Source organism: Sphingomonas epibiotica, assembly GCF_039615155.1.
In the GTDB taxonomy this organism is placed as follows: Bacteria; Pseudomonadota; Alphaproteobacteria; order Sphingomonadales; family Sphingomonadaceae; genus Sphingomonas.
In genome coordinates this window covers 211,250-230,259 of sequence record NZ_JBDGHY010000002.1, presented here as the reverse complement: position 1 = coordinate 230,259, position 19,010 = coordinate 211,250, and the positions used below count along the sequence as shown (strand labels likewise).

General features: G+C 66.1%; 23 protein-coding genes. 13 read left to right on the top strand and 10 right to left on the bottom strand.

All coding sequences use genetic code 11. The features are described 5' to 3' along the window. Positions 1–128 precede the first annotated feature (128 nt). Both AAIO73_RS04740 and AAIO73_RS04735 read left to right on the top strand, forming a co-directional pair. The gene (locus AAIO73_RS04740) at positions 129–842 is read left to right on the top strand and encodes a hypothetical protein (RefSeq protein ID WP_345876606.1); all 714 of its coding nucleotides are present in this window, start codon (positions 129–131) and stop codon (positions 840–842) included. A 56-nt stretch (positions 843–898) separates the two neighbouring features. Further along, positions 899–1,357, top strand: coding sequence for a vgr related protein (locus AAIO73_RS04735; RefSeq protein WP_345876605.1), 459 nt, complete (start codon positions 899–901; stop codon positions 1,355–1,357). A 3-nt stretch (positions 1,358–1,360) separates the two neighbouring features. On the opposite strand, the gene AAIO73_RS04730 is transcribed toward AAIO73_RS04735, so the two are convergent. Continuing rightward, positions 1,361–2,179 carry an energy transducer TonB gene (locus tag AAIO73_RS04730; protein ID WP_345876604.1) on the bottom strand — a complete coding sequence of 273 codons (819 nt, stop codon included), beginning with the start codon at positions 2,177–2,179 and terminating at the stop codon, positions 1,361–1,363. Positions 2,180–2,308: 129 nt separating this feature from the next. On the opposite strand from AAIO73_RS04730, the gene AAIO73_RS04725 reads away from it, so the two are divergent. The 9 genes from AAIO73_RS04725 to AAIO73_RS04685 all read left to right on the top strand — a co-directional run bounded on the left by AAIO73_RS04725 (position 2,309) and on the right by AAIO73_RS04685 (position 8,713). Next, positions 2,309–3,115 carry a DUF1206 domain-containing protein gene (locus AAIO73_RS04725; protein ID WP_345876603.1) on the top strand — a complete coding sequence of 269 codons (807 nt, stop codon included), beginning with the start codon at positions 2,309–2,311 and terminating at the stop codon, positions 3,113–3,115. Continuing rightward, positions 3,112–3,480: a GCN5-related N-acetyltransferase gene (locus AAIO73_RS04720; protein WP_345876602.1), complete on the top strand. Its 369-nt coding sequence runs from the start codon at positions 3,112–3,114 to the stop codon at positions 3,478–3,480. The genes AAIO73_RS04725 and AAIO73_RS04720 overlap by 4 nt, the downstream gene beginning before the upstream one ends. Then, entirely contained in the window at positions 3,477–6,440 is a 2,964-nt protein-coding gene (gene uvrA / locus AAIO73_RS04715; protein ID WP_345876601.1) for an excinuclease ABC subunit UvrA, read from the top strand. Before AAIO73_RS04720 ends, uvrA begins: the two co-directional genes overlap by 4 nt. 257 nt (positions 6,441–6,697) lie before the next feature. After that, positions 6,698–6,913, top strand: a complete 216-nt coding sequence (locus tag AAIO73_RS04710) for a hypothetical protein (RefSeq protein ID WP_345876600.1) — start codon at positions 6,698–6,700, stop codon at positions 6,911–6,913. Between the two features lie 68 nt (positions 6,914–6,981). Next, positions 6,982–7,158, top strand: a complete 177-nt coding sequence (locus AAIO73_RS04705; protein WP_345876599.1) for a hypothetical protein — start codon at positions 6,982–6,984, stop codon at positions 7,156–7,158. A gap of 86 nt (positions 7,159–7,244) precedes the next feature. Then, positions 7,245–7,661: a hypothetical protein gene (locus AAIO73_RS04700; protein ID WP_242116096.1), complete on the top strand. Its 417-nt coding sequence runs from the start codon at positions 7,245–7,247 to the stop codon at positions 7,659–7,661. A gap of 183 nt (positions 7,662–7,844) precedes the next feature. After that, entirely contained in the window at positions 7,845–8,057 is a 213-nt protein-coding gene (locus tag AAIO73_RS04695) for a cold-shock protein (RefSeq protein WP_242194904.1), read from the top strand. A 64-nt stretch (positions 8,058–8,121) separates the two neighbouring features. After that, positions 8,122–8,331, top strand: coding sequence for a hypothetical protein (locus AAIO73_RS04690; protein WP_242116094.1), 210 nt, complete (start codon positions 8,122–8,124; stop codon positions 8,329–8,331). A 52-nt stretch (positions 8,332–8,383) separates the two neighbouring features. Then, positions 8,384–8,713, top strand: coding sequence for a hypothetical protein (locus AAIO73_RS04685; RefSeq protein ID WP_345876598.1), 330 nt, complete (start codon positions 8,384–8,386; stop codon positions 8,711–8,713). 15 nt (positions 8,714–8,728) lie between these two features. On the opposite strand, the gene AAIO73_RS04680 is transcribed toward AAIO73_RS04685, so the two are convergent. The 9 genes from AAIO73_RS04680 to AAIO73_RS04640 all read right to left on the bottom strand — a co-directional run bounded on the left by AAIO73_RS04680 (position 8,729) and on the right by AAIO73_RS04640 (position 16,840). Continuing rightward, positions 8,729–10,714 carry a TonB-dependent receptor gene (locus AAIO73_RS04680; RefSeq protein ID WP_526023770.1) on the bottom strand — a complete coding sequence of 662 codons (1,986 nt, stop codon included), beginning with the start codon at positions 10,712–10,714 and terminating at the stop codon, positions 8,729–8,731. A gap of 66 nt (positions 10,715–10,780) precedes the next feature. Further along, positions 10,781–11,128, bottom strand: a complete 348-nt coding sequence (locus AAIO73_RS04675; protein WP_242116091.1) for a HesB/IscA family protein — start codon at positions 11,126–11,128, stop codon at positions 10,781–10,783. Further along, positions 11,128–11,592 (bottom strand): SUF system Fe-S cluster assembly protein, encoded by a 465-nt coding sequence (locus AAIO73_RS04670; protein ID WP_345876596.1) that lies wholly within the window; start codon positions 11,590–11,592, stop codon positions 11,128–11,130. Before AAIO73_RS04670 ends, AAIO73_RS04675 begins: the two co-directional genes overlap by 1 nt. After that, entirely contained in the window at positions 11,589–12,812 is a 1,224-nt protein-coding gene (locus tag AAIO73_RS04665; RefSeq protein ID WP_345876595.1) for a cysteine desulfurase, read from the bottom strand. The genes AAIO73_RS04670 and AAIO73_RS04665 overlap by 4 nt, the downstream gene beginning before the upstream one ends. Continuing rightward, positions 12,791–13,867: a SufD family Fe-S cluster assembly protein gene (locus tag AAIO73_RS04660; protein WP_345876594.1), complete on the bottom strand. Its 1,077-nt coding sequence runs from the start codon at positions 13,865–13,867 to the stop codon at positions 12,791–12,793. Before AAIO73_RS04660 ends, AAIO73_RS04665 begins: the two co-directional genes overlap by 22 nt. Beyond that, entirely contained in the window at positions 13,867–14,610 is a 744-nt protein-coding gene (gene sufC / locus AAIO73_RS04655; protein ID WP_345876593.1) for a Fe-S cluster assembly ATPase SufC, read from the bottom strand. Before sufC ends, AAIO73_RS04660 begins: the two co-directional genes overlap by 1 nt. Before the next feature lie 45 nt (positions 14,611–14,655). Then, positions 14,656–14,952, bottom strand: coding sequence for a hypothetical protein (locus AAIO73_RS04650; protein ID WP_345876592.1), 297 nt, complete (start codon positions 14,950–14,952; stop codon positions 14,656–14,658). Then, positions 14,949–16,412 carry a Fe-S cluster assembly protein SufB gene (sufB, locus tag AAIO73_RS04645; RefSeq protein WP_242116085.1) on the bottom strand — a complete coding sequence of 488 codons (1,464 nt, stop codon included), beginning with the start codon at positions 16,410–16,412 and terminating at the stop codon, positions 14,949–14,951. The genes AAIO73_RS04650 and sufB overlap by 4 nt, the downstream gene beginning before the upstream one ends. Next, positions 16,412–16,840: an SUF system Fe-S cluster assembly regulator gene (locus AAIO73_RS04640; protein WP_345876591.1), complete on the bottom strand. Its 429-nt coding sequence runs from the start codon at positions 16,838–16,840 to the stop codon at positions 16,412–16,414. Before AAIO73_RS04640 ends, sufB begins: the two co-directional genes overlap by 1 nt. 410 nt (positions 16,841–17,250) lie before the next feature. On the opposite strand from AAIO73_RS04640, the gene AAIO73_RS04635 reads away from it, so the two are divergent. Then, positions 17,251–18,237 carry a quinone-dependent dihydroorotate dehydrogenase gene (locus AAIO73_RS04635; protein ID WP_345876590.1) on the top strand — a complete coding sequence of 329 codons (987 nt, stop codon included), beginning with the start codon at positions 17,251–17,253 and terminating at the stop codon, positions 18,235–18,237. Beyond that, positions 18,237–18,914, top strand: a complete 678-nt coding sequence (locus tag AAIO73_RS04630) for an HPP family protein (RefSeq protein ID WP_345876899.1) — start codon at positions 18,237–18,239, stop codon at positions 18,912–18,914. Before AAIO73_RS04635 ends, AAIO73_RS04630 begins: the two co-directional genes overlap by 1 nt. The last annotated feature ends 96 nt before the right edge of the window (positions 18,915–19,010 follow it).

The window sequence follows — 19,010 nt, the reverse complement described above, 5'->3', positions numbered from 1 at the left end:
ACAATTCAGCGACCGCGGCAGGTATACCTTATTTGAGGGATGCCGCCGCCGCCCGTTTCATAGATTGAGGCGGCGCGGCGACGGTCGGGGAGGCCGACGCCGCACCGGACCATAGCTTTGGGGGAATCATGCGTAAGCTTCTGACCGGCGCGATTGCCGGAACCTGCCTGTTCGTCCTGCCCGCCGCGGCACAGACCGCGCCCGCCGGCCCCGTCGAACCGACCATGTCGTCGACGGACGAAGATCCGGGTTCGACCTTTTCGGTGGCGGTCGCCGCAGGGTCGCTCGGCATCGGGCCGGAGATCGGCTGGCGCCTGTCGGACCATGTCGGCATTCGCGGCGGGGCGAGTTTCCTGAACGTCAGCGCATCGTTCGAGCCGGAGGACGTCAGCTTCGACGGCAAGATCAAGCTGAATTCGTTCGGTGCGATGGTCGATGTCTATCCCTTTGGCGGGAATTTCCGCCTGTCGGGCGGCGCACGGATCAACAATAACGAGATCGGCATGTCGGCCACGCCCAATGTCGATGTCGAGATCAACGGCAACGAATATTCGCCGCAGGAGATCGGCACGCTGAGCACCAGCGCCGCGCCGAAGAAATTCTCGCCGGCGCTGACCTTCGGCTGGTCGGGCAAGAACCGTCGCGGCTTCATGTTCGGCATGGAAAGCGGCTTGCTTTTCCAGGGATCGTTCAAGATCGATCCGCTGACGTCGACCGGCACCGCGCGCAACGACGCGACCTTCCGCGCCGATCTGGAGGCCGAGCGCCTGTCGCTGCAGAAGGATGTCGACAAGGTGAAGGTCTATCCGATCTTCCAGTTCGCGATCGGTTACCGCTTCTGACGATTGCCGGCCCCCGCGTCCTTTACCGGCGCGGGGGCCGGTCCCATCTGTCGGCGATGAAACGCCCCCTCACCCCCGCCGAGGTCGAGCTTGCCCGGACGATGTTCGGCGACGAAATCGATTATGGCCGGGCGCGGGTGGCGAATGCCAAATGGGCGTTCTTCCAGCCGAAACAGGTGGCGATGGCCCCGACCGGCTGCATCCATTTCCATCCGGGCGGCACGCTGTACCGCGACGATTTCGCGAGCGCCGGACGCGATCTGGCCGCGCTGTTCCTGCACGAGATGATGCATATCCATCAGACGCAGCATCGCGGGCAATATTGGCTGCCGCTGATGCGGCATCCGCTGTGCACCTATCGCTACGCTATCGTGCCGGGGAAGCCGTTCGAAGCGTATGGCATCGAGCAGCAGGCGGAGATCGTCCGCCATGCCTTTCTGTTGCGACAGGGGGTGGCGGTGAAGGACAAGCCGGCGCTGGAGGTTTACGAGGCGTTGTTGCCGTTCGGGCGGTAACGCCTATCCGCGCGGCAATTGCCACATTACGCGGCGGGTCGAATAGGATTCCACTGGTTTGCCCGCAGCATCAAGTGCCGGGCGAAGGTAGCGGCCACGGCGGAGAATGGCACCGCAGGCGGCCTCGTCGAGATCGTTCGATCCGGAGGATTCAATCACTTTGCAATCGGTCACGCGAGCATTGGCGGAGATGGTCCATGCGATCACCACCACCCCCTGCTCGCCCTTCGAGAGCGAAGACGCCGGATAATCGTCCTGATTGATCCATTCGCCCGGACGCTCGCCCTCCGCACGGGTTACGACCGCGGCGACCTTTTCGGGATCGTAGCCGAACCGCTCCATCAGATCGACTTCGCATTTCTTCAGTGCCGGAAGCAGCGCCTTGGTCATCGCCAGCGCGACGGAGATGACCGGTCCGTTCTTCGGACGCACGGTGAAGGTCGGAGCATCGACCAGTCCTTCGAATTCGGCGCGGCTGATGTAGAAGGTCAGTACCGCCTTGTCGCCTTCCGGGAAATAGAGCCGGTTTCCGCTCTGCTTCTTGTCGAAGGTGCGTTCCGGCGCTTCCAACGTCAGATCGAACCACCCTTCCTTGCCGAGTTGCGCGCGACTACCGAGAATTACCGACTGCATGAATTCGCCGAAGGGCGTGGGTTTGAAGGCAATGAAGATCGGATGCGCCGGATCGCCATAGCCACGAGCGACGACGCACATTTTTTCGGCGTATTCGACCGTCCAGCGGCTGGCTGGAGCCAATGGCTGTGGCGGGGTCGCCGCGCCCGCCTGCCCGATCAACAACGCAGCCGACAGCAACAGTCGCATCGTAACCTCCCCCATTCCCCAACGCAAAGCTGCCAGCGTCCCCATCGGACCGCAAGAGTCGGTGCGTTCGGAACCGCAGCCGGGCGCAGATGGTTGGCCGCGCGAAACGATTCGAAAGGCTTGCGTGCGATGACCACCCGCTCCGGCGCTACGCTCCTTGCCCGGCTCGGCTTTGCGGCACGCGGCATCGTCTATTGCCTCGTCGGCTGGTTCGCGATCGATGCGGCGCTGCGCGGCGGCAAGGTCGGCGACAATCAGGGCGCGATCGCCAGCCTTGCCGACGAACCGTTCGGCGAATGGATATTGGCGGTGATGGCGGCGGGCCTTGCGGGCTATGCGCTGTGGCGGCTGGCCGAAGCGATCACCGACCCCGAAGCGCAGGGCACCACCGCCAAGGGCGCGTTCAAGCGCGCTGGCCATGCGATCAGCGGCATCGCCCATGTCATCCTGGCGTGGACCGCCGCGAAACTGGCGGTCCATGCCCGCACGGCCGGCGGCCGGGTCGGCGGTGAGGAGAGTACGCGCGACTGGACCGCGTGGCTGCTGGACCAGCCGATGGGCCGGGTGCTGGTGGCGCTGGTCGCGGCCGGGCTGATCGGCGCGGCGTTGCAACAGGCGAAGAAGGCATGGGATTGCAGCTTCGCCCGCGAATTGGGGCGGGACACGCCGGTGCCCGGCCATGTCTGCACCATCGGTCGCATCGGCTACGGCGCGCGCGGACTGGTCTTTGCGCTGATCGCGCTGTTCTTCGTCAGCGCGGCATGGGCGGCCGATGCCGATGAAGCCGGCGGCATGGCCCATGCGCTGGCGACGCTGCAGAGCCAGACCGGCGGACAGTTTCTGCTGACCGCTACCGGCCTCGGCTTTGTGGCGTTCGGCATTTACAGCTTCGTCGAGGCGCGGTGGCGGCGCATTTCGGTCGACCTCCCGGCATGACGATCGATGCGGTGCGGGCCCGGTGGCTCGACCTGACGCGGCGCGAGATGCCGGGTCTGGCGGCTGCACGCGGCTGGCCGGTGCGTGCCGATCATTGTTTCCAGCGCATCCTGCTCGACAACGCGTTTGGCGGGGTCTGGTACGACCATGTCAGCGCCCGACCGGCCTATATCCACGCCGATCCGGCGGCGCTGGCGCGGGCGGTGACGCTGGGCGAGGCTGTAATCGCCGGCACGGTCGATCTGGCCGAACTGAACCGCCGCTCGCTCGACTGGCGCAGCAAGACCCCCTCGAAACCGGCAGGTGGCACCCCCATGTCTCGCCCTAGCCAATCCAAAAGAACGAAGATAGAACGGACCGCATGAGCCTGACCCATATCTCCGTCCGCGGTGCGCGGGAGCATAACCTCAAGGGTGTCGATATCGACATTCCGCGCGATACGCTGACGGTCATTACCGGCCTGTCGGGTTCGGGCAAGTCCTCCCTCGCCTTCGACACCATCTATGCCGAGGGGCAGCGGCGCTATGTCGAGTCGCTGTCGGCCTATGCGCGGCAGTTCCTCGAACTGATGCAGAAGCCGAACGTCGAGCATATCGAGGGGCTGTCGCCGGCCATCTCGATCGAGCAGAAGACGACCAGCCGCAATCCGCGATCGACCGTCGCGACAGTCACCGAAATCTACGACTATATGCGCCTGCTCTGGGCGCGGGTCGGCGTGCCCTATTCCCCCGCCACCGGCCTGCCGATCAGCGCGCAGACGGTCAGCCAGATGGTCGACCGGGTGCTGGCGCTGCCCGAGGGGACGCGGTTGTTGCTGCTCGCGCCGGTGGTGCGGGGGCGCAAGGGCGAGTTTCGCAAGGAACTGGCCGAATGGCAGAAGGCCGGGTTCCAGCGGGTGCGGATCAACGGCGAAGTCCATCTGATCGAGGATGCGCCCGCGCTCGACAAGAAGTTCAAGCATGATGTCGAGATCGTCGTCGACCGGCTGGTGGTGAACGCCGACGCCGCAACGCGATTGGCGGAGAGTTTCGAGACCGCGCTGAAGCTGGCCGATGGGCTCGCCTATGTCGATCTGGTCGATACGACGGTGGCGCAGGCGCAGTCGGGCAATCCGCCGCTGGACAGTGAACAGGGCGACCGTGCGACCGAAGCTGCACCCCAGACCGGCAAGCTGAAGGGTGCCGGCATTCCCGACAACCGCATCGTGTTCTCGGAGAAATTCGCCTGTCCGGTCAGCGGCTTCACGATCAGCGAGATCGAGCCGCGCCTGTTCAGCTTCAACGCGCCGCAGGGGGCGTGCCCCGCGTGCGACGGTCTTGGCGAACGGCTGGAGTTCGATGAGGATCTGATCGTCCCGAACCACGAACTGTCGATCAAGAAGGGCGCGGTGGTGCCGTGGGCGAAGTCCAACCCGCCCTCGCCCTATTATATGCAGGTGCTGGGATCGCTGTCGAAGGCGTACGGCTTCTCGCTCGACGCGGCGTGGAAGGATTTGCCGGAAGAGGCGCAGCGGGTGATCCTGCACGGGACCGCCGGCAAGCCCGTGACGCTGACCTTCATCGACGGCAAGAAGTCGTACGACGTCAAGAAGCCGTTCGAGGGCGTGCTCGGCAATCTCAACCGCCGGATGCTGTCGACCGAGAGCGCGTGGATGCGCGAGGAACTGTCGAAATACCAGGCGTCGCAGCCGTGCGAGACCTGCCATGGCGCGCGGTTGAAGCCGGAGGCGCTGGCGGTGAAGGTCGCGATGCAGGACATCGCCTATGCGACGCACCTGTCGGTGGTCGATGCATTGCGCTTCTTCGAAGGGCTGCCCGAGCATTTCAATGAGCAGCAGCGCGCGATCGCGCAGTCGATCCTGAAGGAGATCGTCGAACGGTTGGGTTTCCTCAACAATGTCGGGCTCGACTATCTGAACCTCGACCGGACCAGCGGCACGCTGTCGGGCGGTGAGAGCCAGCGCATCCGGCTGGCGTCGCAGATCGGCAGCGGGTTGTCGGGGGTGCTGTATGTCCTCGACGAACCATCGATCGGGCTGCACCAGCGCGACAACGACATGCTGCTGGCGACGCTGCGCCGCCTGCGCGACCTTGGCAACACCGTGCTGGTGGTCGAGCATGACGAGGACGCGATCCGTACCGCCGATTACGTCATCGACATGGGGCCGGGCGCTGGTGTGCATGGTGGCGAGGTCGTCGCCAAGGGGACGCTGAAGCAGATTTTGAAGTCGAAGGGGTCGATCACCGCCGACTACCTCAATGGCACGCGGTCCGTGCCGCTGCCGGACAAGCGGCGCAAGGGCAATGGCAAGAAGCTGACGGTGCACAATGCCACCGCCAACAACCTGACCGGCGTGACCGCCTCGCTCCCGCTCGGCACATTCACCTGCATCACCGGCGTGTCGGGGTCGGGCAAGTCGAGCTTCACCATCGACACCCTCTATGCCGCCGCCGCGCGGACGCTGAACGGTGCGCGGATCGTGCAGGGCAAGCATGACAAGATCACCGGGCTGCAGCATCTCGACAAGGTGATCGACATCGATCAGTCGCCGATCGGCCGCACCCCGCGATCGAACCCGGCGACCTATACCGGGGCGTTCACGCAGATCCGCGACTGGTTCGCCGGGCTGCCCGAGGCGCAGGCGCGTGGCTACAAGCCCGGTCGGTTCAGCTTCAACGTGAAGGGCGGCCGGTGCGAGGCCTGCCAGGGCGACGGCGTGCTCAAGATCGAGATGCACTTCCTGCCCGACGTCTATGTGACGTGCGACGTGTGCCATGGCGCGCGCTATAATCGCGAGACGCTGGAGGTGAAGTTCAAGGGGATGAGCATCGCCGACGTGCTCGACATGACGGTCGAGGACGCGGTCGAGTTCTTCAAGGCGGTGCCGCCGATCCGCGACAAGATGGCGATGCTGGCCGAAGTGGGCCTCGGGTACGTCAAGGTCGGGCAGCAGGCGACGACGCTGTCGGGCGGGGAGGCACAGCGGGTGAAGCTGGCCAAGGAACTGGCCCGCCGCGCGACCGGCAACACGCTGTATATCCTCGACGAACCGACGACCGGCCTGCATTTCGAGGATGTGCGCAAGCTGCTCGAAGTGCTCCACCAGCTGGTCGAGCAGGGCAATACGGTGGTGGTGATCGAGCATAATCTCGACGTCATCAAGACCGCCGACTGGATTTTGGACATGGGCCCCGAAGGCGGCGTCAAGGGCGGTCGCGTGGTCGCCGAAGGGACGCCGGAGAAGGTCGCGGCGGTCGAAGGGAGCTTTACGGGAAAATATCTGAAGCCGTTGCTCGATCCGGCAAGAGCGCAGGCGGCGGAGTGACATTATGGCGCGCACCGTTCGAGGCGGCGTTGCGAATGTTCGCCAGCGTCAGCGAAGCGTTGCGCGCCTCCGGACAGCCTCGCCCAATCCTGGTCGGCGGTGCGGCCGTCGAATATTGGTCGAGTAGCGCCGTTTCGACCGGTAATTTCGACTTGTGCTAACCCGTCCAACCCGAACTGGAATCGGTCCTGCAGGACCATGGCTTCGTACGACCGAGCGGCGCCGGGGTGGCCACGCGCGGGTGGATGCATCCCGGCTTGAGCCTTGGGTTCGAAGTGGTCGGCAGCACCCCGCTTGACGATTTGGTGGATTGCGACCGAATCCAGCTGATTAAGAACTTCCTGCCGGGCGTGACGTTCGCTATTCTCGGAGTAGAGGATCTGATCGCCGATCGCATGGGACAATTTGCATCGGGCCGCACCCGACCGGGTCGATCAGGCGCGATTGCTGTTCCAGCTTCATCCGGGCCTTGATCTGGACTATCTTGATCGTCGCATACGCGAGGAAAGCTCAGGCGATTATGGTGTCGAAAACTTGTGATTTGACCGAACAGGACTGGCCGGGACCGCGTATCGATCATGCGACCTTCGCGGCGCAGTTGATCGAGCGCCGCGCCGCGCTCGGCAATCCCGAACTGCCGCGCAATGCCGGCAACAACCGGACCGAGAGCAAGCGCGCCCTGCTGGCAGCGATCGAGGCGGCGGGCGGGCGCTGGTAAAGCACGGCCGTGGGATAAGTTTTACGGAACAACCCCCCGCGCGCGGCATTCGGGCTTGATCGATATCAAGCGAAGGACCTGTCGACATGCGTGCGCTTACCCTCGGCCTCGTCGCCGCTGCTACCCTGGTTTCCGGCTGCTCCGACTATGGTCTGGGCGGCGGAGGTCCGCGCTATGCCGATGCAGGCTATGGCCGCTACGACTATGACCGGCCCGACCCGGCCTATAACGGCTATGACGCAGCGCGCTATTATCGCGACGACCGGCGCTATCGCGAACGTCGCCTGTCGCAGAACGACCGGGTCTATGTCGGACAGGACGGACGCTATTATTGCCGCCGCAACGATGGCACGACTGGGCTGATCATCGGCGGGATCGCCGGCGGCGTGCTGGGTACGGCGCTGCGGCCCGGTGGGTCGGGACTGCTCGGCGCGCTGCTGGGCGGGGCGGCGGGTGCTGCCGGCGGTCAGGCGATCGACCGCAACAACGTGCGCTGCCGCTAAACCGACCGCGTCCAAACCGCTCGATCGGCCCGCTCCCTTGCAAGGAAGCGGGCCGATCCCCATTTAGTCCCTGCTACAGTCGCAAATCGACGGTTTCCTGCTTTGCGGCAAGTTCCTTCTTTCCCTGCTGCCTACGGCGCGGGTGACGGGTGTTCCGCCGCCCGCAAACAGAAAGGAACCTGCATGGCCACGCTTGGCACCGTAAAATTCTTCAACATCGACAAGGGCTATGGCTTCATCGCGCCGGACAATGGCGGCGGCGATGCCTTCGTCCATATCTCGGCGGTCGAACGCGCCGGGATGGTGACGCTGAACCAGAATCAGCGCGTCGGATATGAGCTGGAAGAGGATCGCCGCGGTCGCGTGAGCGCGGTGAACCTGACCGCCGCCGACTGACCTGCCCTGGCGCGGGCGGATGGTCCGTCCGCGCCTTCCTCCAGCACGTGAAGGTCCTGCCCCCTTGGCCGATACCGCCGAAGCCTACCGCGCCCGCGCCGCCGTCGAACGCGCCAATGCCGATGCCGCGACGCTCGACAATGTCCGCGATCGTTGCCGCCGCGCCGAACTCGCATGGACCGAAATGGCCGAGCGCGCCGAGCGCACTACCGAACAGCGCCTGATCCGCGAAGCCGCCACCGTCCGCCGGGCCGAAACACTAGCCCACGATTGAACCTCCGCGACGTCCGGTCGTTGGAGCGGACGACAAGCGAAAGGTAATATCGATGGCCAAGCATAAGAAACAGAAGCCGAAATCGCGTAAGGCCGGGGTGTCGACGCTGCGGACGGTGGCGCTGGGCGCTGCCGGAATTGCCGTCGGTCTGTTCGGCGTATTGCTGGCACGGCGCAAGACGCCGGGCGAAGGCCATGCCGCGCCCGACCTCGCACTCGACAAGCCGCATCCGACGGCGACCGACCGCGCTCCCGACGCCTTCCGCCCCGATCCGACCGCCGCCGTTCCGGCATCCGAGCGCGAAGCGCTGCGTCCCGCGACCGGACCGGTCCCATCGATGGTCGAACCGCGCGGCAGCATGGCGTCGCAGACCGGGGCCTGAACCCGGGCCGGTCGGTCAGCCGCCGAACCGCACCCCAACCCACAATGTCCGCGGCGATGCGCGTTCGACCACGCCATCGCCGCCGACCGCCGCCTCGATCCGCGCGTCGGTTAGGTTCTCTGCCCTGCCCTCCAGCGACAGCCGCCGGAACAGCGGTACCGTCACCACCGCATCGAGCGTGGTCGCATCGGCAAGGCGACGCAGGTTCGCATCATCCTCATACTGATCGGACAAATAGCGCAGCGTCGCCGCCACCTGCCACCCGCTCTGTCGCCAGCCGAGCGTCGCCGATCCGCTATGCGCGGGCGTCTGCGCCGGACGCAGGCCGTCGAGCACGCCGCCATCGACGATGCGGGCGTCGGTATAGGCATAGGACAGGCGCGCCGCCCATGCGCCCCAGCCGGTCGACGCGTCGAGTTCGGCTCCGCGCACGCGCACATGGTCGAGATTGGCGCGACGGCGGAACACGCCGGCGGCCGAGACGAAGCCGACACCCGGAAAGGTACCGGGGCCGTTGCCAACGGTGACGTTCGCGATCGCGTCGCGCAGATCGTTGGCGAAGCCGGTCGCGGCGATACGCGTGCGGCGGGCAGGACGAAGTTCGACGCCGACCTCCCCGCCCCACAACGTTTCGGGCGATAGCGCGGCATTGGCGGCGGTGGCGTCGGCGCCGACCCGGAACGGACGATAGAGTTCGTTGAGCGTCGGCAACCGCCAGCCGCGATAGCCCGCCGCGCGAAGCGTCACCGCAGGATCGAGCGTCCACGCCACGCCCGCGCGACCGGTCGGCTGCCAGCCGCCGCGGGTCGCAAACCGCTGGTCGGTCAGCGCTGCCCCGGTCAGAAGTGCTTCCTGCAGCCGGCCTTCGGCGATCGTCCAGCGGTCGATCCGGCCACTGGCGCTCACCACGATGTCACCGGTGGCAAGGCTGGCATCGGCGAACAGGCCGCCGGTCGTGTTGCGGCCTCCCGCGACCCGCCGCCGGGTCGGGTTGCCGGCGACATAGGTGTAGAGTTCCTGCGTCTCGCCGCTGACGACGCGCACGTCGCCGCCCAGACGAAGCGATACATTGCCAAGGGTCGGGGCGATTTCAGCCCGGCCACCGATGCCGGTCGCGGGAACGTTATACTGGTCGAGCGTGAGTGTCGTCGTCGCGCGCCCTGCCCCGACGCTGGCGAAGCGGCTGGCAAAGGCGCGGGTCTGCAGATAGCCGAGCAGCGACCAACCGGTAGGGCCGCGCCCGACCAGCCGGACGCTGGCATCGGCGCCTTCGCTGCGGTTATCCGTGAAGTCGAGGCCGCGATCGCGGCGGTCGGTAAAGGCAGTGACATTCGCCTGCAGCTCGGTCGCCGCACCGACCTGTACGACCGCGCGCGCGGCGGCGCTGGCCTGTTCGAACGGCGCCGCGCGATCGGCGGGACCGCGACTACTCGCGACGATAGGAATGAAGCCGTCGCCCCGCGCATAGGCGCCCGACAGCGTCGCGAAACCGCCGCTGCGCGTCAGGCCGACAGTGCCGCGCGCATCGATCGACGCGCGACTGCCATAGCTTAGCGATCCGGAAAGTGGCGAAAGGTCGTCGGGCGTGGCGCTGTCGAGTTCGATCGTGCCGGCCAGCGCGCCCGGCCCGGCGACGCCGCTACCGCCGCCGCGCGTGACGCGGACCCGGCCCAGCCGGTCGGTCGCATAGGCGGGAAAGGCGACCCAGCCGCCGAACGGATCGGCCTGCGGCACGCCGTCGAGCAACAGCAGCGCACGGCTCGACGCATTACCGCCAAGGCCGCGCAGGGTGATGCCCTGACTGGTCGGGTTGGCGGTGCGCGAGTCCGATCGGCGGAATTGCTGCAGGCCGGCTATGTCGCGCAACACGTCCTCGACCCGGCCGCTCGCCGAAGACAGGATGCGGTCGCGATCGATGGTAACGATGTCATAGACCCGGTCGCCCGGTGCATCGGCCAGGCCGCGTCCGGTGACGACGATGTCCGGCACGTCCTGCGCCATGGCCGCACCCGGCCATGCGGCCAACACCCACAGAAAACGCTTCACACCTGTCCCCTTATGGGACGATCAGACCGTGAAGCTTTCCCCGCACCCGCATGCGCCCTTGGCGTTCGGATTGGCGAAGACGAAGCCCGCGGTGAAATCGTCCTCGACCCAGTCCATCGTCGAACCGATTAGGTAGAGGATCGATCCGCCGTCGACGAAGAAGGTTCCGCCCGGCGTTTCGATCCGTTCGTCCATCGCATTGGCGGCGGTGACGTAATCGACCGAATAGGCAAGGCCCGAACAGCCGCGTCGCGGCGTCGACAGCTTCACGCCGATCGCGTCCGCCGGCGCCTTCGCCATCAGATCGGCGACGCGGCGCTCGGCGTTCGGGGTGAGGTTGATCGCGGCGGGGCGGACGCGCGTGGCCATTACAGCATTCCCAGTTCAAGCTTGGCGTCGTCGGACATCTTCTGCGGATCCCATGGCGGATCCCAGACGAGGTTGACGTCGGCGGTCGATACGCCCGGCACCGCCGAGACGCGCAGTTCGACCTCTGCCGGCATCGATTCCGCGACCGGGCAATGCGGTGTGGTCAGCGTCATCGTCACCGCGACATGGCCGTTGTCCGCGACATCGACGCCGTAGATCAGCCCCAGGTCATAGATATTGACCGGAATTTCCGGATCGAAAATTTCCTTGAGCGAGGCGATGACCGCCTCGTACACATCGCCGCCTGGCTCGCCCGCCGGCTGCGGTTCGGGCTTTTGCGCCAGAAATCCTTCGAGATAGTCGCGACGGCGCGGCGGCGCTTCCTCCGCATCGGTCACGCGCGCGCGCGGTGGTGACGGCACCGCGCTCACTTCCTCGACCTCGAAATGGCGTTCCTCGTTCATCCGAAAATCCTGCTTACCCGTTCCAGTCCGCGCACCAGCGCATCGACATCGCCCCGTCCGTTATAAACGCCAAAGCTGGCCCGCGCGGTGGCGGGCACGCCCAGCACGTCCATCAGCGGCTGTGCGCAATGATGGCCGGCGCGGATCGCGACGCGTTCCTCATCCAAGATGGTGCCGACATCGTGCGGATGCACCCCCTCGACGACGAAACTGACGATTCCGGCGGCATCATCGGGTCCGAGCAGCCGAACCGAGTTGATCCGGCCCAGCGCTTCGCGGGTCGCGGCGACCAGCGCGGTTTCATGGGCATGGATCGCGTCCAGCCCGATGCTGTCGACATAGTCGATCGCCGCATGAAGGCCCAGCGCGCCGACGATATGCGGCGTCCCTGCCTCGAACCGTGCAGGCGGCGGGGCATAGGTGGTGCGTTCGAAGGTCACCCGGTCAATCATCGCGCCGCCGCCCTGCACCGGATGCATCGCTTCGAGCAGTTCGGGGCGACCCCACAATACGCCGATGCCGGTCGGCCCGTAGAGCTTGTGCCCGGAAAAGACGTAGAAGTCGCAATCGAGCGCTGCAACATCGACCGCGATGCGCGGCACCGCCTGACACCCGTCGAGCACCAGCTTGGCCCCGACCGAATGGGCGATATCGGCAGCGCGGCGGGCATCAAGGACCGATCCGAGCACGTTCGACACATGCGCCAGCGATACCAGCCGATGCTCCGGCCGGATCATCGTCGCCATCGCGTCGAGATCGATCCGCCCGTCCTGCGTCAGCGGGACGACGTCGATCGCGACGCCGATGCGTTCGGCAATAAGTTGCCACGGCACGATATTCGAATGATGTTCGAGCATCGACAACAGGATACGGTCGCCGGCCTTCAGATGCCGCTCGGCCCAGCCTTGCGCGACAAGATTAATTCCCTCGGTCGCGCCACGCACGAACACGCATTCTTCCGGCGCGCCGGCACCGATGAACGTCGCGACCCGACGGCGCGCGGCTTCATAGGCGAGCGTCATGTCGGCCGAGCGCTGGTACACGCCGCGATGCACGGTGGCATAGGTCGTATCGTACGCGCGGGTGATTGCGTCGATCACCATCTGCGGCTTTTGCGACGTTGCGGCGGTGTCGAGATACGACCAGCCGGCGGGGATCGCCGGAAAGTCGCTGACGCGATCGAGGGGGGTGGTGCTGGTCAAAGCGCCGCTTCCAGCCATGCATCGGCGTCGGCGGCGAAGGCTTCACGCACCGTGTCGTCGCCGATCCGGTCCAATGCATCCGCGACGAACGCATGCGTCAGCAACGCCTTTGCCCGCGCCTCGCCGACGCCGCGGCTGCGCAGATAGAACAGCGCCTTGGCGTCGAGTTCGCCGACCGTAGCGCCATGCGCGCACTTCACGTCGTCGGCAAAGATTTCGAGTTCGGGCTTCAGGTTCACCGTCGCCGTCCGCTGCAGCAGCAGGCCGCGCAGCGATTGCTCGCCATCGGTCTTCTGCGCCCCGCGCGCGACTTCGACGCGGGCGGCAAGGCTCGCCTGGCTGCGATCGGCGGCGACGGCGCGCCATGTCTGGCGGCTCGACCCGTTGAGCGCGGCGTGGCGGACGGCGACGGCGCATTCCTGCCGCTGCTGTTCGCGGGTCAGCAATGCGCCGCCATAGTCGACGAACGCGGCGTCGCCATCGAGCGTCAGTTGCGCATCGATGCGGCTGCCCATGCCGCCCGCGCCGAGGAACTGGGTAACGAGGCTCGCTGCCTCCCCCACCACTGCTTCGTCGCGGATCGACACGAAGCCGTCCGTCTGGAGCAGGCGGACGCTGCGCATCAGCCGTGCACCGCGTTCGAGGTCGATCTGCGTCAGGCGATTGGTCCAGCCGGTGCCGACATAGGTCTCGACGACCGATGCGACGGCGTCTTCATCGAGTGTCAGACGCGCGGGCAGATGGTTCTCCGCACCGGTGGCGATGTGGACGATCTGCACCGGATCGACGATCTCGGCCGCCGACAGGTCGATCGACCAGCCCGCCGCGCCCGATGCCTGCACGCCCAGCGGGTGCGCGGTGTCGAGCGTCAGCGGCGTGACCGCGACATGGCCGGGGCTGCTGTGATCGGGCGCATAGACGCCGTCGACGAACACGATCCTTGGCCCGGCAAGGTCGAGCCAATAGCCATCGGCGCTCGCCGCTTCACCTCGGGTCGAACCGGCCGCGGCCGTCAGTGCGGCGAGGTCGGTCCAACGGAACGCCTCTTGCGCGTTGGTCGGAAGCGTCGCCATTACGCCGCCACCGCTCCATAGCCTTCGCGTTCCAGTTCGTGCGCCAGTTCCGGCCCGCCCGAGCGGACGATGCGGCCATCGGCCAGAACATGCACGAAATCGGGCTGCACATAGTCGAGCAGCCGCTGGTAATGGGTGATGAGGATCACCGCCTTGTCAGGCGAACGCATGATGCGGTTGATGCCGTCGCCGACGATGCGAAGCGCATCGATATCGAGGCCGCTGTCGGTTTCGTCGAGGATGGCGAGCTTCGGGTCGAGGATACCCATCTGCACCATCTCGTTGCGCTTCTTCTCGCCGCCCGAAAAGCCGACATTCACCGGCCGCTTCATCATGTCCATGTCCATGCCCAGCGCATCGGCCTGCGCGCGGGCGAGCTTCAGGAATTCGGCACCCGACAGCGGCTTTTCATCGCGGGCGCGGCGCTGGCTGTTCAGGCTTTCGCGCAGGAACTGGACGTTCGACACGCCGGGGATTTCGACCGGATATTGGAAGCCGAGGAACAGGCCGGCGGCGGCGCGGGCATCGGCCTCCATCTCCAGCAGGTCCTCGCCGGCAAAGGTCACGCTGCCATCGGTCACCTCATAGCCCGGACGCCCGCCCAGCACATAGCCGAGGGTCGACTTGCCGGCACCGTTCGGCCCCATGATCGCATGGACCTCGCCCGCATTGACACTCAGCGACAGGCCCTTGAGGATTTCCTTGCCGTCGATTTCGGCGTGGAGATTGTCGATGTTCAGCATGTTCCGTCCTGTTCGTGCGGGGCGGCGCCCGCGTATCTCAAAAGCTTAGGGCGTCTCACCCGCGACCGGTTCGGTACCGAACTCGGCCTCGGCGGCGTCCGGGTTGGTCAGCACCGCCTTCATCGACGCGTCGATCTTGTCGAGCATCGGCGCATGTGCCTTCGCCACCTTCGCCCGCACCGGCGCACAGGCCTTCGCCGCATCGTCGAAGATCGCGACCCGCGCCGCTGCCTCGGCCGGCGGCTTGGCCATGCGCGCGTCCGCATTGATCCGCTCCGAAAGACATTCGGCATAGGGCGCGGTCGGCGCGACCGCCTGTAGCGCCAGCAGGAGGGCGATCACCCCACCGACCCTTCGAGGCTGATGCCGAGCAGCTTCTGCGCCTCGACCGCGAATTCCATCGGCAGTTGCTGCAGCACTTCGCGGGCGAAGCCGTTGACGATCAGCGCGACCGCCGCCTCCGAATCCAGCCCACGCTGCATCGCGTAGAACATCTGGTCCTCGGAAATCTTCGACGTCGTCGCCTCATGCTCGATCTGCGCCGAGGGGTTCTTGACCTCGATATACGGCACAGTGTGCGCGCCGCACTGGTCGCCGAGCAACAGGCTGTCGCACTGGGTGAAGTTGCGCACGCCCTCCGCCGAGGGGCCGACGCGCACCAGCCCGCGATAGGTATTGTCGCTACGGCCGGCGCTGATGCCCTTCGACACGATGGTCGAACGCGATCCCTTCCCCAGATGGATCATCTTGGTGCCGGTATCGGCCTGCTGCCGGTTGTTGGTGACTGCGACCGAGTAGAATTCGCCGACGCTGTTCTCGCCCGCCAGCACGCACGACGGATATTTCCAGGTGATCGCCGATCCGGTCTCGACCTGCGTCCACGACACCTTCGAATTCTTGCCCTGACACAGGGCGCGCTTGGTCACGAAATTGTAGATTCCGCCCTTGCCGTTCTCATCACCGGGATACCAGTTCTGAACGGTCGAATATTTGATCTCGGCATCGTCGAGCGCGACCAGTTCGACCACCGCCGCGTGCAGCTGGTTCTCGTCGCGCATCGGCGCGGTGCAGCCTTCGAGATAGCTGACATAGCTGCCCTTGTCGGCGACGATCAGCGTGCGTTCGAACTGGCCGGTATTTTCGGCGTTGATCCGGAAATAGGTCGACAGCTCCATCGGGCAACGCACGCCTTCCGGAATGTAGACGAAGGTACCGTCCGAAAAGACCGCGCTGTTGAGCGTCGCGAAGAAATTGTCACGCTGTGGCACGACCTTGCCCAGCCATTTGCGGACCAGATCGGGATATTCGCGGATCGCTTCGCTGATCGAGCGGAAGATGACGCCGGCAGCTTCGAGTTCCTTGCGGAACGTCGTCGCGACCGACACGCTGTCGAACACCGCGTCGACCGCGACCTTGCGCGATCCCTCGACGCCGGCGAGCACCTTCTGCTCCTCGATCGGGATGCCCAGCTTTTCATAGACGCGCAGGATTTCGGGGTCGACCTCGTCGAGCGACGACAGGGTCGGCTTCTTCTTCGGCTCCGCGTAATAATAGGCGTCCTGATAATCGATCGGATCGATGTTCAGCTTCGACCAGTCGGGCGCTTCCATGGTCTGCCACAGGCGGAACGCCTTCAGCCGCCAATCGAGCATCCATTCGGGCTCGTTCTTCTTGGCGCTGATATAGCGAACCGTATCCTCGCTCAGCCCCTTGGGCGCGAAGTCCTGTTCGATGTCCGAGGAGAAACCCCACTCGTACTTCTTGTTTGCGGCGGCGAGCGCCTCGGCATTCTTCGTGGCCATCACACTACCTCTTGGGGCATTGCCCCGGTGTTCGCGAGTTGGGCGAGCGTCACGCCCGCCAGAGCACCCCGGACCACGGCGTTGACCGTGCCGGCATGGGGGCGGATCATGCAGTTCGTCTCCACCGCGCAATCGTGGCGCGCGGCATCGACACAGGTGGTGAGCGCGATCGGCCCTTCGATCGCCTCGATAATCTGCGCCAGGTCGATCGCCTGCGGAGTGCGGGCAAGGCGGAAGCCGCCGCCGGTACCGCGTCCCGTCTCGATCAGACCGGCAGCGGACAGGCGGCTGACTAGCTTCTGCACGGTCGGCAGCGGCAGGCCGGTTTCCTCGGCCAGCACCGTCGCCGTCACGCGCACCTCCCCGCCCCGCCGCGCGGTAGCGGCGAGGAGGACGACGGCATAGTCGGCGAGGCTGGAAAGGCGCATTGTTTCCTTAATCGGATCATTCCGGTCGGATTGGCATGTGGTCGTGCAGGGGCGTGAGGTCAACCGGGTTTGTTTCGATCGCTGTGATCGATTGTTTGGGGCGGGATGGATTCGGTTTCACGCGAAGGCGCGAAGCCGCGAAGAGAAGAAGGTTTGAGGTTCGCGCAGAGGCGCGGAGGCGCAGAGGAGGCTCGCTCGCTGCCCCGTCTCACGTCAGCGAGACCTTCAAGCTTGCGGCAGCCGGCAGGATGAGGGCGCCTGGCGCGGCAGACCGATCTGCAGGCACAACCCCTCCGCGCCTCTGCGCCTCTGCGCCTCTGCGCGAACTACTCTTCTTCTCTTCGCGCCTTCGCGCCTTCGCGTGAAACCGAATCTTCCTTCCGAGGCGCGCCGACGATAGAGCGCCGCATATGGCCTGGTATCACCCGCTCCTCTTCACCCTCGACGCCGAACGCGCGCATTCGCTGACGATCGCCATGCTGGAGGCATGGGGCAAGGCGGGAACGCCGCTGGCACCCCGCACCGACAGCAAGCACGCGGTGACGGTCGCCGGCATCCGCTTTCCCAATCCGGTTGGGCTGGCGGCGGGTGTCGACAAGGACGCACGAGCCGTCGCAGGATTCCTTGGCCTTGGCTTCGGCTTTGTCGAGGTCGGCACGCTGACCCCCAAGCCGCAGCCGGGCAATCCCAAGCCGCGCATTTTCCGCCTGCCCGAAGACAAGGGCGTGGTGAACCGGCTGGGATTCAACAATGGCGGGATCGACGCGGCGCTTGCGCGGGTCGCGGCGCTCATCCCCCGGCCGGGCATCATCGGCATCAATGTCGGCGCGAACAAGGATTCGACCGATCGCATTGCTGATTACGGGACGGCGGTCGCGAAGGCCGCGCCGCTGGCCGATTATGTCACCATCAACATCTCCAGCCCGAACACGCCGGGACTACGCGACCTGCAATCGCAGCCCGAACTGGGGCAGTTGATCGCCGCCAGCGACGCCGCGCGCCATGTCGGAGGCAAGCGCGTGCCGCTGTTCCTGAAGGTCGCGCCCGACTTGTCGCGCGACGGAATGGAGGTCGCGATCCGTGCGGCGGTCGATGGCGGGGTCGATGCGGTGATCGTATCGAATACAACGATCTCCCGGCCGACCACGCTGCGGTCTGCAAATGCTACGGAGACCGGCGGCCTGTCGGGCGCCCCGCTTGCCCCGCTCGCGCTCGCCAAGCTGGTCGAGGCGCGTGAGATTGCCGACGGTGCGATCCCGCTGATCTCGGCGGGCGGCATCGGGTCGGCGGACGAAGCACGACGGCGGCTCGATGCCGGGGCCAGCCTCGTCCAGCTGTACAGCGCGCTGGTCTATGAAGGGCCAGGCCTCGCCCGGCGGATCGTCGACGGATTGTGATCCCGCTGTTCCGGCCATTGCTGGCCAATGCCGGCTTCGGGCGGCGGCTGGTCGCTTGTATCGGTGCGGCGATCGGTATCGGGCTGACCATGGTCGTCTGTTCGCAGGTGCCGTGGATCGAGGGCGACCTGCCGATCATCGTCGCGCCGCTCGGCGCCTCCGCCGTGCTGGTGTTCGCGGTACCGGCCAGTCCGCTCGCCCAGCCATGGCCGGTGGTCGGCGGCAATATCCTCTCGACGCTGATCGGCGTGGCGGCGTTTCAGGCGATCCCGAACGTGACGGTCGCCGCCGGGGTCGCGGTCGGCTGCGCGATCCTCGCCATGTCGCTGTGCCGATGCCTGCACCCACCAGGCGGCGCGGCGGCGCTGACTGCGGTGATCGGCAGTGCCGGCATTCACGAAGCGGGCTTTGCCTTCGCCTTCGCGCCGGTCGGGATCAATTCGATCGCTCTGGTGTCGATCGGCATCTTCTATCACCGCATGACCGCGCTCTCCTATCCGCACGAGCCGGCCTCCCCGGTCGCAGTTGCGGCAGCGGCGGAGCCGGGCGGCATTCGACCGGAAGACGTGGACGCGGCGCTGGCCGAGACGCCGGATGCGTTCGACATCGCGCCGGAGGATCTGACGCTGCTGCTCGAACGGGCGGAGCATTTCGCTCGGGTTCGGCGGAAGAAGTAGGGTTTACGCGAAGGCGCGGAGACGCGGAAGAGGTCGCGTTGCACGCAACCCTATCCGCGCCAGCGGCGTCATACATCGTGGCAGCGTTAGAAGAAG

Coding starts and splice junctions, on each gene's coding strand:
- AAIO73_RS04740 (WP_345876606.1), top strand. CDS start 129: ATGCGTAAGCTTCTGACCGGCGCGATTGCCGGAACCTGCCTGTTCGTC.
- AAIO73_RS04735 (WP_345876605.1), top strand. CDS start 899: ATGAAACGCCCCCTCACCCCCGCCGAGGTCGAGCTTGCCCGGACGATG.
- AAIO73_RS04730 (WP_345876604.1), bottom strand. CDS start 2,179: ATGCGACTGTTGCTGTCGGCTGCGTTGTTGATCGGGCAGGCGGGCGCG.
- AAIO73_RS04725 (WP_345876603.1), top strand. CDS start 2,309: ATGACCACCCGCTCCGGCGCTACGCTCCTTGCCCGGCTCGGCTTTGCG.
- AAIO73_RS04720 (WP_345876602.1), top strand. CDS start 3,112: ATGACGATCGATGCGGTGCGGGCCCGGTGGCTCGACCTGACGCGGCGC.
- uvrA (WP_345876601.1), top strand. CDS start 3,477: ATGAGCCTGACCCATATCTCCGTCCGCGGTGCGCGGGAGCATAACCTC.
- AAIO73_RS04700 (WP_242116096.1), top strand. CDS start 7,245: ATGCGTGCGCTTACCCTCGGCCTCGTCGCCGCTGCTACCCTGGTTTCC.
- AAIO73_RS04695 (WP_242194904.1), top strand. CDS start 7,845: ATGGCCACGCTTGGCACCGTAAAATTCTTCAACATCGACAAGGGCTAT.
- AAIO73_RS04685 (WP_345876598.1), top strand. CDS start 8,384: ATGGCCAAGCATAAGAAACAGAAGCCGAAATCGCGTAAGGCCGGGGTG.
- AAIO73_RS04680 (WP_526023770.1), bottom strand. CDS start 10,714: ATGGCGCAGGACGTGCCGGACATCGTCGTCACCGGACGCGGCCTGGCC.
- AAIO73_RS04675 (WP_242116091.1), bottom strand. CDS start 11,128: ATGGCCACGCGCGTCCGCCCCGCCGCGATCAACCTCACCCCGAACGCC.
- AAIO73_RS04670 (WP_345876596.1), bottom strand. CDS start 11,592: ATGAACGAGGAACGCCATTTCGAGGTCGAGGAAGTGAGCGCGGTGCCG.
- AAIO73_RS04665 (WP_345876595.1), bottom strand. CDS start 12,812: ATGGCTGGAAGCGGCGCTTTGACCAGCACCACCCCCCTCGATCGCGTC.
- AAIO73_RS04660 (WP_345876594.1), bottom strand. CDS start 13,867: ATGGCGACGCTTCCGACCAACGCGCAAGAGGCGTTCCGTTGGACCGAC.
- sufC (WP_345876593.1), bottom strand. CDS start 14,610: ATGCTGAACATCGACAATCTCCACGCCGAAATCGACGGCAAGGAAATC.
- sufB (WP_242116085.1), bottom strand. CDS start 16,412: ATGGCCACGAAGAATGCCGAGGCGCTCGCCGCCGCAAACAAGAAGTAC.
- AAIO73_RS04640 (WP_345876591.1), bottom strand. CDS start 16,840: ATGCGCCTTTCCAGCCTCGCCGACTATGCCGTCGTCCTCCTCGCCGCT.
- AAIO73_RS04635 (WP_345876590.1), top strand. CDS start 17,251: ATGGCCTGGTATCACCCGCTCCTCTTCACCCTCGACGCCGAACGCGCG.